This is a genomic window from Desulfothermus naphthae, assembly GCF_054657475.1.
The window spans coordinates 350,586-368,272 of record NZ_BAAHYQ010000001.1; the positions used below are offsets into that span (position 1 = coordinate 350,586).

The following is a 17,687-nucleotide window of genomic DNA, read 5'->3' on the forward strand; positions in this document are numbered from 1 at the left end:
ATTATTTTATAATAAATTTATCTATGTTTTCTCCTATATTTTCCTTAAATTTTTCAAAATCAATTTCCCTTGGTGCTTTAATGAGCTTAGGTCTTGGGGGTTCTTCTCCAAGTTTTAATAGTCCTTGTTTTTGAAGCTCTTCTAATATTAAATTTTTGGTCTCTTCTGGACAGACATCGCTGTGATATATTGCCCCTAAAGATGCCAGCAGCATGTTGTTTATGTGTTCCTGTCCCTTATTTTCATGTAAATGGGGGTTTCTAGTCTCAATTTGTAGAATTTCAATGCCTTTAAAGCCGTTTTTATGGTTGCCTAAATGGGGAATATCTCCATATTCTTCAAATAATGATAAGAGTTCCTGTGGTTCGATTGCATATCCAGAAGCATAAGGGATAGATTCAGCCAGACTGAGTGCCATTGCATGTTCTCCTGCATTTCCTGTCTTTATTACATCTGTTTCAAATCCACTTACAAAGGATATAAGCGAATTTAAACACCTATTTGTTATTTCTGATACTCTACCCCATTTTTTAAAATAGAGTCCTTGTTCATGTATTTTTGGCTTATATCTCCAAAGTATTCTCACCATACATTGTTCATATTTGGCAATGCGAAGACCTGCTGCATATGCCCTTGCATATTCCAGGACAGTGCCTGGAAAATAATTATCTGCATCTATAAATCCCAAATAGTTTTTATTAAAAAATTTTGTTAGTAAAATACCAATTATCATTCCCTCGGCTTTGCCATCTCGGACTATGCCTTCCTCATCCAATAAATCATCATATCCTGCTTCCTGGAGGGCCCTGCATATAATTGGATCCTTTTGATGTATTATTACTGCTCGTCTTTTGGAAAACTCACAAAATTGTTGCAAAGTTTCTTTTTCAAGTTCGAATCTATTTATTGGACTTATGTCACTATTTGATACAATAATTTTTAAAGATTCGTGTGGTACCCCGCTTATGCAATTTTCAAATAACCTGAGTTTCTCATTTTTTGTTGGAATAACAATAGCCATCTGTTTCTCCATCTCATGAATAATAGCCTCACTGATTTTTAAAACACCCCTTGCTTCCTCTGCGTCTTGATCTTCTAGACCAGAATCAAGCTCAATAATTTTTTGAACGTCTCTTAAAAGCACAGCTCCCAGTCTTTCTGTATACCTAAATGTTTCTATTCTCATTATATTAATCCCCCTACTAAATTATAAATAAATTTATTTAAACATTAAAAGTATAATATATTTTGCATTAATAATATAAGTAGTCTATTTAAGTTTCCATAAAATGGTTAAAAACTCATCCCACTGTGTATCAAGGGCAAATAGAAGTTCATTATATTGCTGTTGATAATATTTCCAATCTGATAACGAATATATAATGGGATCAGGAAGCCAAATACTCAATCCATGGGCATTAGAAACGCTACCGCCGGTATTCTGAGAAAAAATAATAACGCTTGTTAAAGCATCTATTACATTAAGTGCACAATTTTTATATGTTGAAAGATTCGATTTTATTAAATAACATAAATGATAGAGGTCTACATAAGAGTCATCATACCTATTTATACCATATGAATATCCATCATCAAATCGCTGGACATTGTTTAATATGGCAGTTTTAAGAGAATTTTTAAGTATTCCATTAGTATCATTTTTTAAACCTTCTATTAAATTAACTGCAAGTTCATTTACTCTATCTTTTAAAACATCTATTTGCGATGTATCAATAGTTGAAAGTGTCGCCTCGTCTGATGAGTTATAATAATTAATATAAAGTTCTACTATTTTTTTAGATAGATCTCGACTATTAATTGTGTCAACATTTTCTATAAGATATTTTAATATATCTTCATAAGGCCATCCCTCAAATGGTTCAGTATTTTCAGAACCTACAACAAAATCACTACTATCTTTAATCTCATATACAATCTCTAGCATATTCATTAAGCATGCATCAAATCCTATGATATCAATTTTCTTGTTAATTTTTTCTTGTAACGATATCAGGGAGTTAGCCAGCTCTGGAATACTCATAGAAGTGCTATTAGATGTTTCATCCCAAAAAATGTTTCGCCTAATTATAGATTTTCTTTTAAAGCCCTTTCCATGATCCCACAAGATTACAAGATAATGATCAGCCATATATTTGTCTGTAGACCAACATAAAAAATCACTTAACGTATTGGGATCTGCCATATTTAGCTCTCCAAGATCACTTAATAATTCCAATTCATCAGGCTTTATAAAATATCTTTTTACAGTGTCTGACTTTGTATCTACTTGAACTATTATACTAACATCATTTGTGGAACCCACTCTACTTATATCATTTAAATCATCTCTGACCTCATGAGAAAGGCTATTATCTCCATCCATATATATTATAACACTCCATTTTGATTTCAAGATAAAATTAGGAATATATTTTTTATTAAAATTTCCACTATCATTGTGTGCATAGAAAATAATATAATATTGTCCGCAATATAAATCCAATAATTCTTCATATGAATGAGTTTGAGTCTCTAAAGTAAAATTACCATTGGCGTTTTTCGTATTAATCTGTGCTAATAAAACATCATTATCATCTATGCTCTCATCCGTGGAAATATATATATCCATATAATATTCACTATTTATATCATCATCCCTTAAAACTTCCCAAGTAAATTGTATAGATTGAGGATTTGATTTTGAAATAATATAAGGAGTTACATTATATTTTGAGATAGTAATAGTGGATGATATCTTATTATAGTCTCCACTACTATTTCCACCACTACCTCCACCACTACAAGAAAATGTAAAAAAAATAGTTATAAAAGAGGCTGTTTTAAAAAATGACCACCAAATTTTGATCATGGATTTATAAACTCCTATATTAGGAATAAGTTATTTCTTTTCAAAAAGCAAACACATAATACAGCAATCACCAATTCTCGGTGAGGGACAAATTAGATCATTTTAGATGTTTTATCTCCTTCTTTCAGATTCAAAAAACTACCCTCTATTAAAAATTTAAGAAAATTTGATATAAAATACCACTTCTCTTTGGTAAAATATCCTCTTATAATCTCTTTTTGGACGCACTACTCCCTCAAACTTATTTCCATAAATTCAAAAAATATTCTCTCAAAACACTTTTTACTATGGGGGAGAGTAAAAAAAGTTCAGATATTCCTCCCAACTCTCAAATACCAAAATCCGAAATGTCACCCGCAAATGATTCCAGTATTCCTTCCGTGAACTAAATTTCTCTCTACATTTCTGATATAATAGATCTGTTAATTCTAATATCTGATGTACAAAAAATGCTAATAGATTTAAAAGAAAAAAATTATTGATAAATTCTTCTTACCATGACCAAAATTATGTTCTAAGTGATAACCTTGATTCTTTAATGTATTAAACGTCTCATTCTCTATCTTCCATCTAGATCTTCCACCCCTTACTAAATGCTCTATATTATCTCTACTAAGGGATATATCTGTTATCCAACTATTGCGATAATTAATTTTCTCTTCTCCTATAATCTTATATTCAAAATAATTTACCAAAGTTGTATCAAAGCCATTTAATTGTACATCATTTATCCATTCATATACATGCTTACGTCCTTTCTTATCCTTATATTCCACTCTCGGAACATTCCCCATTCTCTTTTGTTTCGATACCCATTCTATCAACAACTTATGATCCTTCAGCTTGGCTACTAGAATATAACTCATATTTTTACTTTAAGCTCCCCAATAAATGGCTGCTTTGAATAAAGACTATCTCCCAACTCTTATAATCCCTAATTTCGGATGATCTCGTCTATCCTTTTGCCTGCATTTATCTCACAATCCTGCTTGTCTGTCCCAATCTGAATTCCTTACTGGCTCAGGTGCTAAAACTATTACCTCTCTAAGGAATTATTTAAACTTTAATACAATTTTTCCCTAAACCTTCAATATCGTCCTTTTTCCCATACTTTGCAAAAAATAAATATCATTTTTTTGTGTTACCCCTTAAATACTAACTCCACAAACTCACCAAAAATTGCGGAGGAGGAGCATGCACCCTATTTTCTCTGTATCAAATACCATTTATCAACCAATCCTTTTTCTAATAAAAATTTTCCAATTTGTTTATCTCCCACAACTTTGATTTCGTACCAACCACTTTTTACAATAAGCAAAGGTATTCCTCCAAATCCTTGATAAACAAAATATTTCCTTGACTCATCAAGCTTTCTTTTAACTTCTTCTAATGGCTCAATCTCTTTTATTTTCTTTGCTAAAATGAATTTTATTATGGTTCCAAAGGGATCTTTTATTAAATTAGGGTCCTTCAATATATGAGAAATCCTAATTATATCCCCCTTTGAGCTTCCTAAAAAGTGAATCCTCCATTCAATATTATTAAAGGTCTTTTGCTTGGCTAAGTTATATATCACGTCTAAACAGTGAATGCAATGTAAACTAACAAACAAATCAGCACGATAATCCGGTCTATTTTTTGCTTTAACATGGACCATTACGCTGGAACTCAGGTCAGGAGGTTTAATTGTAGTTATATCAAATTTTAAAAGATTTAAAGCAATAAAACTGGATATCCAGATACCCAATCCAAACAATATAAAATTCTTTTTATTTACATAAATAGAAAATAATGTAAGTATTAAAACAAGAGAAAAAGCAAATGCAATACACAAAATACAAAAAGTGTGCATTTTATATAAATAACCTATTAATACTCCATCAAAGGACAATGCAGATAAAATAGATAAATACAAAAGATTTTTAAATATAATTAGATTTTTTTTAATATAAATAAAAAATAATATAAATAAAGAGGCTAAAAAAATGATTCCAGCTATTTGAAATATATTCTTCCCACCAATTACGTATGTTTCTGCAACTTTACATGCATTAGTCGGGCAAATACTTTTACCATGCATGATAAAAATAATATCTGCCATTAAAATTATCATCCATAATAGACAAAATAAAAGAAAAGAATATATTACAAATTTTTTAGAAGCCATGTCCTTGTGTATCCTCCTTAATCAAAGGGTTCAAGTCTCTATAAAAACCAATTTCAATATTTATTTTATTTTCCATAAGAGATTTTCGTAAATATCTTTTTTAAAGTCATATATACAAATCCCAATAGGACTGCTACTGCAATAATTGATGCACCAGATGATAAGTTTAAACTAAAAGATAGTATCATACCCAAAATACAGGAAATCAAACTCAATAAAAAGGACATTAACATCATTGATTTCATGGTCTTTGCTGAATATGAAGATAAATATGGTGGTATAGACAAAAGTGCTATAACCAAGATAATACCTACAACTTGTATAAGTATAACTACTGCGATTGCGATAAGTATAATCATCATTAAATAAAGTAGAGACACATTAATTCCTCTAGTTGCTGCAAATTCATAATCAAATGATATGGCCTCAAATTTATGATAATTTAATAATACAATAAGCAGTGTCAAAATTGTGAGGAAAAACATAAATAAAATATTTTTATTAGATACAATTAATATGCTTCCAAATAAATAGCTCATTATATCGCCATGATATCCAGGGGTTAGGTCAAGCAGTATTATTCCAAAAGCCATACCGCCTGTCCATAGAAGACCAATAACACTGTCTGATTTTTCTCTCTGTTTATTTGTGAGAAGGGCCATAATTAAGGACATACCTAGGGTAAATATCAATAGAGTTGCCAGGATATTTTTATTTAAAAAAATTCCAAGTCCTATGCCTCCATAGGCAGCATGGGCTATTCCCCCAGCCATAAAGGTAAGCCTGTTAGAATAGACCAAGGTCCCAACAATTCCACATACAATACTTGTTAAAATAGAAATAATTAGTGCATTTTTTAGTAGTTCTATTGTTGCTAGGGACATAGTCACTCCTTTTTTGTGAGCACAGGCAATTCTCCTTCCATATAATAAGGAGCCACAGGACAAGAATGATTTAAATGTTCACCAATGATTAAAGAGAGCATCTCCTGATTAAAACCAACAACTGGAGACATAATCAACCTTTTGTTGACACATGCAATTTTATTTATTTTTGTCACGCTGAGGCTCAAATCATGGCTTACCATAACAAGGGTTATGTCTGAATTTAATTTTTCTAAAAAATCATAGAGGCAAAACTTTGCCTTGGGATCTATATTTGAAGTAGGTTCATCTAATATTAAAAGCTCTGGGTCTGATACAAGCGCCCTTGCAAGATAAACCCTTTGCAATTGTCCACCTGATAGATCTTTAATTGGATAATTTTTGTATTTTAACATATCAACTATATCCAGCACCTCTTCAGCCTTTTGTTTTTCTCTTTTAGAAAACCAAAAACCCCAGCTTTTTTTTGTAATCAACCCCATTAAAACCAGATCAATTACCTTTATTGGAAAATCCTCCTTAAATTGGGTCTGAGGAAGGTACCCAATTGGTCTGCCCTTTTTTTTAAAATTATATAAAATCTTTCCCTTATTTGGCTTAAGTAAGCCAAGTATCAATTTTAATAGAGTGGTCTTTCCTCCACCATTTGGACCAAAAATAGCTAAAAAATCTCCATGATGTATTGAAAGGTTAATATTTTCTAATGCCCAATCACCACCATAGGTATAATATACGTTTTTAAGTTCAACTATTACATTTTTATCCATCTATTTTGTCCCTCTGATTAAACTTTCAGATATCTTTATACCCACAGTCCTTAAATTATCTATCCAGTTATAGGCAAGTGGGTCTATTTCTTCTATCCTACCATTTATTTTTGATGCTATAATCTTTGCAATTCTCTTTGAAAATTGAGGTTGTACAAATACCACTTTTATTTGTTTCTTCCTTGCAAAAGAGATCAGAGATAATATCTCCCTAAAAGAAGGCTCTTTTCCCTCTAATTCAATTGGCACCTGTATTAGACCAAAATCCCTTGCAAAATATCCCCATGAAGGATGAAACACCAAAAAATATCTCGTCTTTACGTTGCTAAATAGAACTATTAAATCGCTCTCTAGCTTATCTATTTGTTTTATAAAGTCAAAATAATTGTGGAGATAATAATTTTTATTTTTCCTATCCTTTTGAATAAAAAAATCTCTAATTTCAAGTAAAATAAATCTAACATATGTTGGAGAGAGCCATATATGTGGATCTAAAAAATCTTTTGATGTGTATATTTTATTAAATTTAGTATCCTTATATCTATTAGCCATTGGTATTCTTTTTACATCTTTATAAAGTTCTATAATCTTTAAATTGGGATTCATATTTTTAATTTTTTTGGTCCATATTTTCTCAAAAGGAACTCCTATGTTAAAATAAACCTCAGACTTTTTTATATATATAATATCTTTTGGTTTTGGATCATATGTTGTTGGATTTGTTCCAGGAGGGATTAATACGTGTGCATTAACATATTCTCTTCCAATTTTATCAACAAAAAATTTAACAGGTAGTATACTTACAATGCAATTTATCTTTGCATAGCAAACATTAGAAATAAATACAAAAAAACAAAAAAAATAACATATTTTTTTCATAACACTATCCTTTACTTTTAAAAAATTTACCCTGATACAATTCATTTTTTTCCATAAAATCAAATATAGCATTAACATTTTTTTGTTTTTCCAGTGCCCACATTGGTGCCACTAATTCATTTTTATGTGGATCTCCTGTGATTCTTTGAATAACAAGTGAATCTGGCAAATAAGAAATAAAATGTGATACAATTTCTACATATTCTTCCCTTGTAAGAGGCCTATACTTCCCTTGCATATACATTTTTTCCAGGGGAGTATCCTTTATAATATAAAGTAAGTGAATCTTTATACCCTGTATATCCAGTTTAGCCAAAAATTTTGCAGTTTCCAGCATCTCATCCCTTGTCTCGTAGGGCAAACCCAAAATAACATGGACACATATATTGAGCCCTCGCTTTCTAGTTCGATTAACAGCATCCAGAAAGTCTTCTACACTATGGCCTCTATTTATTATCTCAAGGGTCTTATTTTGTGCAGATTGAAGACCATATTCCAGCCACACCAGATAGTTTTTACTGACATCTTTAAGATAATCTAACACCTCATCTTCTACACAATCAGGCCTGGTTCCAATACAAATTCCAACAATATCTTCTATGGATAGGGCTTCCATATATAATTTCTTTAATTTTTCAATAGGTCCATAGGTATTTGAGTAGGATTGGAAATAAGCCAAAAATTTTTTTGCCTTATATCTTTTTTTCAAATAACTCTTAGCCCGCTCAATTTGCTCAGATACAGACAATTTTTCCCCCAGCCCTGTGCCAGATCCCCTTTTGTTACAATAAATACATCCTCCATAGCCCTTAGTCCCATCCCTGTTTGGGCATGTCAAATTTGCATCTATAGTGATCTTTTGCACCCTGCATCCAAAAATATTTCGCAAATAGGTATTAAAGTCGTAAATTCTTTTTCGTGTCAATTTATATGTTCCCTAATTTTTTAAAATTCTTATAATTGTCAAAATCTGGACAAGTTCTCTTTAAATTATTATAAAAGTTTACTGTATCTGCTAAGGATTAAAAATAGACACAAAAGTTCAAAGGGTCAACCAATATGAGTTCAAGTTACGATGTAATAGTTGTTGGTGCTGGACATGCTGGTTGTGAAGCTGCACTGGCATCAGCCAGGATGGGGTGCTCTACTCTGCTCATCTCAATATATCTTGACACAGTTGCCCATATGCCCTGCTCACCTTCTATTGGTGGAATTGCCAAAGGGCACTTAGTGCGGGAGATAGATGCACTTGGCGGGGAAATGGCAAAGATTGCAGATAGAACCGCCCTTCAATTTAAAAGACTAAACACAAGAAAAGGTCCTGCAGTAAGAGGCACGAGAACCCAAAATGACAAGATAAGATATCGCACATATATGAAACATGTAGTGGAAAAGACAGAAAATCTAGAACTAAAACAGGCACGAGTTGAATCCCTTTTAATAGAAGATGGTAAGCTATGCGGAATTGTAGATGAAATTGGTGTAACCTACCTTGCAAAGGCAGTGGTTCTTGCAACAGGAACATTTTTACACGGCCTAATACACATTGGCCCAACTAAAATCCCAGCTGGAAGGGCTGGGGAATTTCCATCTATTAAACTTGCAGAGCAATTAAAGGATATTGGCTTTGAGCTTGGCAGGATGAAGACAGGGACTCCTGCAAGGATCCATAGGAGATCAATAGATTTTTCCTGTTTTGAAAAACAACTGGGAGATGAAAATCCCTATCCTTTTTCTCTGTTTACTGAAAAAATAGATTTTAATCCAGTTCCCTGTTATTTTGGCAAGACATCAAAAAAGTGTCACCAAATAATTAAAGATAATATTCATCTGTCTCCTCTATACAATGGCTCAATAAAAGGGGTGTCTGCAAGATATTGCCCTTCTTTAGAAGACAAGATAATGAAATTTCCCGACAAAGAGGCGCATAATATAATCTTAGAACCAGAAGGTTTAGATACAGAAGAGATCTATGCAAGTGGCACAGGAAATTCCCTTCCTTATGAAATTCAAGAAAAATTAATAAGATCTATTCCAGGTCTAGAAGAGGCTGAGATAATGCGGTGTGCCTATGCAATAGAATATGACTTTGTTCAACCTACCCAATTAAGACATACTTTAGAGACCAAACTAATAAAGGGTCTATTTTTAGCTGGCCAGATAAATGGCACATCAGGATATGAAGAGGCAGCTGCCCAGGGCCTGTTAGCAGGGATCAATGCAGCCCTTTATGTGCAGAAAAGACCACCATTTGTCTTAGACAGGTCCCAGGCATATATAGGAGTGCTTGTAGATGATCTGGTGTTAAAAGGGGTAAGTGAACCATATAGAATGTTGACTTCCAGGGCAGAATACAGGCTTATTTTAAGAGAAGACAACGCAGATTTAAGGTTGTTGGAATTTGGATATAAACTGGGATTGCATTCTAAAGATACTTATAAAGACCTTTTAGAGAGAAAAAAACAAATCCAGGATGAGATAAAGAGATTAAAGAGGCAGAGGGTATATCCTGTTCCTGAAATAAATGAGACCTTAAAATCTATTGGAACATCTCCAATAGCCAGTCCTACGCCTTTAGACAAAATATTAAAAAGGCCAGAGGTAGACTACTCTATAATTAACAAAATATCCCCTCCGCCTAAAAAGCTTCATCCACGGGTAATTGAGGAGGTAGAAATAGAGTGTAAATACGAGGGATATTTAAAAAGACAGGAATCCGAGATAAGAAAATTTAGAGAACTTGAATACATAAAAATCCCTGAAGGGATAAATTATTATGAAATTCCAGGTCTATCAAATGAAATTAAGGAAAAACTCACAAAATTCCAGCCAACAAATTTGTCGCAAGCATCCAGGATTTCAGGTATGACTCCAGCAGCCCTCTCCATCCTCAGAATATATCTAAAAAAACAATTAAATTAGAATAAGGAGGGATAGGATCATGGCAGAAATTTTTTTAGATGAATTTGACAACTTTGAGGTAGCCCTGAAAAAATTCAAGGCAAAGACCGAACAGGAAGGCATTTATTCTGAGTTAAAAAAGAGGTCTTTTTATGAAAAACCCAGTGAAAGAAGAAAGAGAAAGGCTCAAATGGCTCAAAAAAGACTTCTCAGAAGGATGAAAAGGCTTCAACAAAAGGGACTCATCTAGGAGATTTGAGATAAAAAAATTAAGGATCCTGCAATATCTTTTGCAGGATCCTGTTAAGGTATGATTACTCTTTTTTTGGCCGCCATTCAGTTACATTTTAAATTCCTATACCACTAAAACAAACCAGTTACACTACCAACTCACAATAACACAAACCAACATGCAGTTTTCGGAACTTTAGTTTGTTAAATACTATGGACAAAAAGACTTAAGCGAAATCACTAAAACAAGCATACAACAACTTAGTTTAATAGATGAATTTATAAAAGATAAACTGACTCTCCTTAAATCAAAAGAGAAAACAATAAAAAATAAGCTTTCAGAGCTTATTAAAGAAATTCATAAATTAGAAAAAACCGAAGAAAAAGTAGAGGAATAGAGTATTATTCGCCTGGCACCTTTCGCTGTTTCTTTTAAAACGTGTCCAACTTTTTTGGGAGCAAGATATTCCCCCTTTTCTTTTTTTTATTAATAAGTCTATATTAAGGTATATTTTTTGCTATAAGAAAAAAAATTTATAAAAATAACATAATTCATAGTAGGAGGATGCCATGAAAAAATTTTTAATGATTTTTTGGGGCGTGATATTTTCTTTGGGTTTATCTAATAATATTAACGCATTAACAATAAATTATAATGATTTTCAAGACTTATCCCAATTTACTTTAAATGGTGCCACTGGTTCAATTAGTAATCCTGTATATTTTAATGGGGCATATGTATTAAGACTTACTAATAATTATGATCAAAGAGGAAGTGCTTTTCTAACAAATTCAATTACCATTAGTAGCGATTATTCATTTAGTACATTTTTTTCATTTCAAATAACTCATAGTGCACGTAAGTATAGTTGGATAGAAAAAGGAGCTGATGGGTTAACTTTTACTATTCAAACTAATAGTGCCAATGTTGGAGGAGGTGGAGGCTCACTTGGATATGGAGGAATACAGAATAGCCTTGCAATTGAATATGATACATATTACAATTATTGGAAAGATCCTAATGGAAATCACATTGGAATTGATTTAAATGGTAATATTCAATCTAAAGCTACAAAAAATATATTTCCAGACTTTAACAACGGGCAAATATGGTACACATGGATAGATTACAACGGAACCACTGATACATTAGAAGTAAGAATCTCTCAAGAAAATACACGTCCTAATGATCCTGATTTGTCTTATTTAGTAGATCTTGGTACAATATTTGGTACAAATGTAGCGTATGTGGGTTTTACATCGGGCACAGGTGATAGTATGGGATGGCATGATATTAGGGAGTGGATTTTTGTAGATAATTATAGTCCTATAAATAATGTGCCTGAGCCATGTACATTACTATTAATAGGAAGTGGACTAATAGGGGTAATAGGCATTAGAAAAAGAATGAAAAATAATAATACTTCTCCCCTTAAGTTTTAAGGCTTAAGGGGAAATGAAAGATTTTTCATTTAAATATGAAATTTGTTTCATAATAAAAATAGATACACACATTTATAATTCTTGAAAAAATGAAATATTTTGAAGTGAAAAATATATATTACCTAAAATTTGCAACATAAAGCAATATTTTACTTGATAAGATGGTGAATTAATGGTATAAAGTGTTTCTAATACGAAGTATTAGGAGGCACTGATTTTATGCGTAGATTTCATGTTAAATTCACTGAAAAAAATCTTACAGGCAACGCAGGACTGGTATTGCTGGGCCTGTTTGCTGACAAACTGAAGCTTCCCAAGATGCTTGAGCAACACATTACTATTAAGCGGGGAGCTACCGCACAGTATAAGGTTTCCGACATTATCATGATTTTGATGATGGCAGTGTTAGCCGGGGCTAAGCATATGAGCCATGTATTTATCCTAAGATCTGATTTAGCATTGAGGTCGCTTTTTAAATGGGAAAGGTTTCCTGACTATACTACCATAAATCGGGTTTTTAAGTTGTTTAATCCCCGACATTGCAATGAACTCTCCGATGTAGAAACAAAAGTGCGCAAAAAGGTTTGGGGTAAAAAATGGTTTAGCCGCATCACTTTAGATTTGGACTCTACAGTGCGTGGGGTGTATGGGAAACAGGAAGGTGCCGAGAAGGGTTACAACCCCAAGAAGCCAGGACAAAGGGGATATCATTCGCTACTTTGCTTTATTGCTGAGACGCGGGAATGTCTTCACAACTGGTTTAGAGCCGGAGATGCTTATTCAGCCAATGGTTGTGTAGAGTTTATGCAAGAGTGCTTTGCCAAGCTTCCAAGGAGAGTCTGGAAAATTATTGTACGTGCAGATTCCGCCTTTTTTAATGGAGAACTTTTAGACTACTTAGAAGAGGCTCATGCTTTGTACTTAATCAAGGTTAAGATGCGAGGACTCACTCAGCTTTTAGAAGCTCAGAAATGGCACAAGGTTAAAAATAGACCTGGCTATGAGAAGACCGAATTCACATACAAATGTGAAAGGTGGAAGCACCCCCGCCGGTTTGTGGCCGTACGTCAAGTAATAGAGAGCAAATTTAGTTGCTTTTTTTTCAGCGTTACAAAGACTGAGTATGATTATTTTTGTTATGTAACAAATATGAACCTGAGTCCCTGGGACGTCCACAGGTATTATTGCCAACGGGGGGCCAGTGAAAACTGGATTGAGTGGTGTAAGGGACAGATGGCCTCTGGAAGCATTTTGACACAGGATTTTTGGGCCAACTCCGCCATATTCCAGACCTGTATTCTGGCTTACAATCTACTGGTTTGGATGATGTGGCTCAACGATGAAGATGGTTTTAGAGAAGAGCCCAACACAATCCGCATGTTTCTAATCCATGTTCCAGCTCGGCTGATGCATGCGGGACGACAATGGTTCCTTCGATTATCGAGGGATTATTTTTTCAAAGAACGTTGGATAAAGATAGAAAATTCCATCCGGTCATTACAATTTGCTTAATCTTTTTTTTGAGAGTATCCTCCAAAATAGGATTTTGCGTAAGTCCATGTGCAGTGGTGTGCCTTTACACACCCGTAAAGAGTGCCACTGACCGCAGCTTCTACCTGAAAAAGCCTTCCAAGTCACAATGAGGGAGACATATCCTTTAACATAACAGCTCCATATCTAGGTATCTCTGTCCAGAACAATCAGTTGCTTACGATTGAACTGTAATTGCAGATTTTAGGTATATTTATTTCCCACACAAGATCAGAAGGATTTTGGAGGAAAACTAATGATACTAAAAAAATAAGAAGGTCCCAGGCAAATAATGAAAAATTAATAGAGAACACTGAATTATTTTAAGATTTTTTTGTAAAAATAATATGCTCTTTTAAAAAACGTGAAATGGCGCCAGGCAAAAAATAAACGTTCCTTAAAAAATCTTTTAGACAGATCAAAAAATGGATGAAATTGAAAAGCGAAAAAGTGTCAAGCAAATAAAGAGTGAACAGTGAACAGAAAAATTTCCATCTCAGGTAAGAAGATCAAACAAAACTCCCCTTGCCATCTTTTCAAAGGTGTTTTAACAAAAAATTTATGGACAAAAAGTATATTCAAAATCCCCATGATACCTTTGTTAAGGAAGTCTTTTCTCATAAAGAACAGGCTGAAGATTTCTTAAAGAATTATCTGCCCCAAGATATTTGCAGATTAATTGATTTTGATTCCCTTACCATGGTCAAGGATTCCTTTGTAGATGAAGATTTAAAAGAACATTTTTCGGATCTTTTGTATGAAGTTCAGCTAAGCTCCAGGCCTGGTTTTATTTATTTGCTTTTTGAGCACAAAAGCACTCCCGAAAGATTTACTGGTCTACAACTTTTGCGTTATATGGTGAAGATCTGGGACCTTTATCTTAAACAGAGCCATGAGTCTATACTTCCAGTTATTATTCCTCTTGTGATTTATAATGGATATAGGAGATGGACGATAAAAACAAATTTTTCATATCTTTTTGGAGAGATAGAAAAGGAGCTAAATAAATATATACCTGAGTTTAATTACTTACTTTATGACTTGTCTACTCTATCAGATGAAGAGATCAAGGGGAGAGTGATATTAAAAGCCACTTTAATGGCACTAAAATATCTTACAACACCTGAACCAGGCAAACATCTAAAAGGAATTTTTAGTCTTTTTAAAGAACTTAGTGAGAGCAATACACCTCTTCAATATTTAGAAACACTTTTACGTTACATAGCGAGTGCTAGTGATAAAATAGAAGAAAAAGATATAACAGAAGCAATAAAACAAATAGGAAAGGAGGCTAATATTATGCCAACTCTTGCAGAAAAATGGATAGAACAAGGCCGAATAGAAGGACGGAAACAAGGAGAACAGCAAGGGATGATTAAAGGCATGGTCTTAGATGCTCAAGAAATGGTTCTTGAGGCCTTGATGGAGAGGTTTGGACTTATTAAACCAGATTTGTCTGTTAAAATTAAGGGAATAGTTAACAGAGAGGTTTTAAAAAGTCTGCTTAAACTCGCTATTAGAGTAGACTCCATACAGGAATTTGAGGAGAAATTAAAACAACTTAAATTATAAGAGCAAGGTTTTATAGAATGAACAGTGAACAGAATAAAATTTCCATTTCAAGCTAGAGGGGACGGCAGATATAGTCCACTTCCTATTACTAACAAAAAGGTGCCAGGTGAATAATCCAGCTACAACATCTATCAATGCTTGAGGATTGCCTCAGAAATCTTTAAGATATAAACTTTTAATATGCGAAAAGTACTTGAAGGGTTAATAATGTTCTCTTCTAAAATTCTGTTAAAAGGTCAGAAGCATGATTTTTTGTTCTCCATGGGAGGGGGCATATTCTTTATTTTTCTTGACCAAAATTCCTGAATCCTCACTTGCAATTTTAGTTTCAACTGAAAAATGGGCATCAAATGTGGTGAAGACCAAAAATGGAAAGTAAGGCTCATTGAAGAAGAATTTTTAAAAAGGATGTTTAAAGTAAGAGATTTATAATTTTTTTAAGGGAGATTATAATGGAACTAATACTTGATATCAAACAATTAGGACCTGTTAAGGATTCTCAGGTTATCTGGCGTCCTCTTACGGTATTTATTGGTCCCAATAATACTGGAAAGACTTATACTGCATATCTGATACATGGCATTTTGACCACCATTCCTTTTAATTTTGGTTTAGAGGAAAAAAAAAATAAAAGAATTGTTCTATAAGGGAAAAATAAGACTGAGCTTTGAAACTATAAAAAAGAAATGGATAAAAGCCTGGCAAAAACAAATCAAAGATTATTTAATTCCTACATTTTGGGAACAATATTTTGCTATAGAAAATTCAACGCCTATAATAAAAATAATAGGATTCCAGCCAGAAATATTAAAAGAAGTTAAAGTTAAAGAAAGCCTTGGAATTGGGTCCCCTTCCTTTGAAGTAGGAAGGTTTATTGTAGGAAAGCTTGAATATACGGCGTCTTTAGTCAAAGAGGAAGAATTTTTGTATATATCTATATTGGACCAAGAAAAATACTTTCTTGAAAATGAAATATCCAATCAAAATATAGAAGAAGAAATAAAATATATAAATTTTCAGGTTCCATTTTGTAGAGCTTTTGCCAAGCTTTTGGGACTTCCTTTACAACACCTTGTAATTCCAGCAGAAAGAACGGCATTCCTTTTTTATAAACAGTGGTTCGTCATAAAAGATAGAATAAGAGAAATTTTTAGAAAATTGCAAGTATCTAAAATACGGCAAAAAGAACCTTTAGGAATTGATAAAAATATTCTTGATATAGAGTTGGAAAGAATGCTTTCCTCTGTATTAGAAGACGTTAGCTTTCCTAAAATATTTGAAGATTTTCTCTCTTTTCTTTTATTAATAGAAAGGAAAAAAACAACCAAGGTATATGAAAAAGTAATTTCTCTATTAGAAAAAAAATTATTAAAAGGAAAAATTTTAATTCAAAATGAGAACTTCTGGTTTGATTATGGGCAAGGTAATGTAGAAATATCTGGTGCAAGCTCTGGTGTTAAGGCTTTGCTACCTCTGGAAAAATTTTTAAAAATATCCCAAAAGGGAGCCTTTTTAGTAATAGACGAACCAGAGATGCATCTCCATCCTGAAGCGCAGGTAATTCTGGCTATAGCCATTGCTATGGCTGTTAATCTTGGACTACGAGTTTTATTAACTACTCATAGTCCCTATATTCTTGATACCTTCAATTTCCTTGCCTGGGCACATCAAATCAGGGAAAAAATAAAGAAAATAGGTAATTCTTCATTAGAAGAAAAGTTTAAAAAAATTCTTGAGACATCTCCTTTTGACGTGCCTGAAGAAGCCTTAATAGATCCTGCTCACCTCTCAACTTATTTTTTCCAAAATGATGGTCGTATAGAAGATATCAAAAAAATTTCTCAAGAAACTTTAGAAGTGGATATTGATTGGACGACTTTTTCGCAAATTTCAGAATCCTTATGGGAAATATTGGAAATTCTTGGGGAACTAAAAGATGAAATTCTTGAAAAAGAGCAGTGATATAGGAATTTACCGTTTACTTCAATGTCTAATAAAAGAAAATAGCATTAAAGAAAGTGGTATCACTATTTCTTTTGAAGAAAGGGATCTTACAGATGAAGAAATATTATTAATAATTAATATAGACATTGATAAAAATCATTTAAAATGTTTAAAACAATTTGTTGCGTTAGATAAAGGTATAGCTATTCCAGATTTGCTCTTACTATATGCAATTTATAATAATGGAAATATATTGACCAAATTTTTTATAGTAGATTTAGGTCCACATAAAGAATCTGAATTAACAAAAAAGGAACAGGGAGCCTGTATTTTATTTGAGAAACTAGATATTCAAATTAAAAAATTTAAATTTTTCAATGTAATTAAAGGATCTTCTCACGGGAAGCATAAAAAATATAGAGCTATTAGACCAGGTGATTTATTAAAAGAAATTAGAAAACCTGGCTAATAAAAACTTTGAAAATTGTGGCCTATAGGTA

Annotated in this window: 17 protein-coding genes; 9 read left to right on the plus strand and 8 right to left on the minus strand. The window is 32.7% G+C overall.

The window, feature by feature from the left end; translation table 11 throughout:
- Window position 1: 1 nt before the first annotated feature.
- From mpgS to mnmL, 8 genes are all read right to left on the minus strand, one after another.
- Entirely contained in the window at window positions 2-1,186 is a 1,185-nt protein-coding gene (gene mpgS / locus ACYQ1E_RS01670; protein WP_459874941.1) for a mannosyl-3-phosphoglycerate synthase, read from the minus strand.
- An 84-nt stretch (window positions 1,187-1,270) separates the two neighbouring features.
- Entirely contained in the window at window positions 1,271-2,869 is a 1,599-nt protein-coding gene (locus tag ACYQ1E_RS01675) for a clostripain-related cysteine peptidase (protein WP_459874942.1), read from the minus strand.
- Window positions 2,870-3,330: 461 nt separating this feature from the next.
- Window positions 3,331-3,735 carry a hypothetical protein gene (locus ACYQ1E_RS01680; protein ID WP_459874943.1) on the minus strand — a complete coding sequence of 135 codons (405 nt, stop codon included), beginning with the start codon at window positions 3,733-3,735 and terminating at the stop codon, window positions 3,331-3,333.
- A 335-nt stretch (window positions 3,736-4,070) separates the two neighbouring features.
- Complete coding sequence (locus ACYQ1E_RS01685) at window positions 4,071-5,036, minus strand: hypothetical protein (protein WP_459874944.1); 966 nt, start codon at window positions 5,034-5,036, stop codon at window positions 4,071-4,073.
- Between the two features lie 65 nt (window positions 5,037-5,101).
- Window positions 5,102-5,920, minus strand: coding sequence for a metal ABC transporter permease (locus tag ACYQ1E_RS01690; protein WP_459874945.1), 819 nt, complete (start codon window positions 5,918-5,920; stop codon window positions 5,102-5,104).
- Window positions 5,921-5,922: 2 nt separating this feature from the next.
- On the minus strand, window positions 5,923-6,687 hold the full coding sequence (locus ACYQ1E_RS01695; protein ID WP_459874946.1) for a metal ABC transporter ATP-binding protein: 765 nt from the start codon (window positions 6,685-6,687) through the stop codon (window positions 5,923-5,925).
- Complete coding sequence (locus tag ACYQ1E_RS01700) at window positions 6,688-7,566, minus strand: metal ABC transporter solute-binding protein, Zn/Mn family (protein ID WP_459874947.1); 879 nt, start codon at window positions 7,564-7,566, stop codon at window positions 6,688-6,690.
- Between the two features lie 4 nt (window positions 7,567-7,570).
- Window positions 7,571-8,491, minus strand: coding sequence for a tRNA modification radical SAM protein MnmL/YtqA (gene mnmL / locus ACYQ1E_RS01705; RefSeq protein ID WP_459874948.1), 921 nt, complete (start codon window positions 8,489-8,491; stop codon window positions 7,571-7,573).
- 134 nt (window positions 8,492-8,625) lie between these two features.
- On the opposite strand from mnmL, the gene mnmG reads away from it, so the two are divergent.
- The 9 genes from mnmG to ACYQ1E_RS01750 all read left to right on the plus strand — a co-directional run bounded on the left by mnmG (window position 8,626) and on the right by ACYQ1E_RS01750 (window position 17,656).
- Complete coding sequence (gene mnmG, locus ACYQ1E_RS01710) at window positions 8,626-10,488, plus strand: tRNA uridine-5-carboxymethylaminomethyl(34) synthesis enzyme MnmG (protein ID WP_459874949.1); 1,863 nt, start codon at window positions 8,626-8,628, stop codon at window positions 10,486-10,488.
- Between the two features lie 19 nt (window positions 10,489-10,507).
- Window positions 10,508-10,717 (plus strand): 30S ribosomal protein S21, encoded by a 210-nt coding sequence (gene rpsU, locus ACYQ1E_RS01715; RefSeq protein ID WP_459874950.1) that lies wholly within the window; start codon window positions 10,508-10,510, stop codon window positions 10,715-10,717.
- Window positions 10,718-11,268: 551 nt separating this feature from the next.
- Window positions 11,269-12,141: a lectin-like domain-containing protein gene (locus ACYQ1E_RS01720; RefSeq protein ID WP_459874951.1), complete on the plus strand. Its 873-nt coding sequence runs from the start codon at window positions 11,269-11,271 to the stop codon at window positions 12,139-12,141.
- A gap of 219 nt (window positions 12,142-12,360) precedes the next feature.
- Window positions 12,361-13,653 carry an IS1380 family transposase gene (locus ACYQ1E_RS01725; RefSeq protein ID WP_459874952.1) on the plus strand — a complete coding sequence of 431 codons (1,293 nt, stop codon included), beginning with the start codon at window positions 12,361-12,363 and terminating at the stop codon, window positions 13,651-13,653.
- Between the two features lie 579 nt (window positions 13,654-14,232).
- A complete protein-coding gene (locus tag ACYQ1E_RS01730) occupies window positions 14,233-15,243 on the plus strand; it encodes an Rpn family recombination-promoting nuclease/putative transposase (protein WP_459874953.1) in 1,011 nt (336 codons plus the stop codon).
- A gap of 244 nt (window positions 15,244-15,487) precedes the next feature.
- On the plus strand, window positions 15,488-15,622 hold the full coding sequence (locus tag ACYQ1E_RS01735; RefSeq protein ID WP_459874954.1) for a hypothetical protein: 135 nt from the start codon (window positions 15,488-15,490) through the stop codon (window positions 15,620-15,622).
- A gap of 73 nt (window positions 15,623-15,695) precedes the next feature.
- Entirely contained in the window at window positions 15,696-15,890 is a 195-nt protein-coding gene (locus tag ACYQ1E_RS01740; RefSeq protein WP_459874955.1) for a hypothetical protein, read from the plus strand.
- Window positions 15,880-17,205 (plus strand): AAA family ATPase, encoded by a 1,326-nt coding sequence (locus ACYQ1E_RS01745; protein WP_459874956.1) that lies wholly within the window; start codon window positions 15,880-15,882, stop codon window positions 17,203-17,205. The genes ACYQ1E_RS01740 and ACYQ1E_RS01745 overlap by 11 nt, the downstream gene beginning before the upstream one ends.
- On the plus strand, window positions 17,180-17,656 hold the full coding sequence (locus ACYQ1E_RS01750) for a hypothetical protein (RefSeq protein WP_459874957.1): 477 nt from the start codon (window positions 17,180-17,182) through the stop codon (window positions 17,654-17,656). The genes ACYQ1E_RS01745 and ACYQ1E_RS01750 overlap by 26 nt, the downstream gene beginning before the upstream one ends.
- Window positions 17,657-17,687 lie beyond the last annotated feature (31 nt).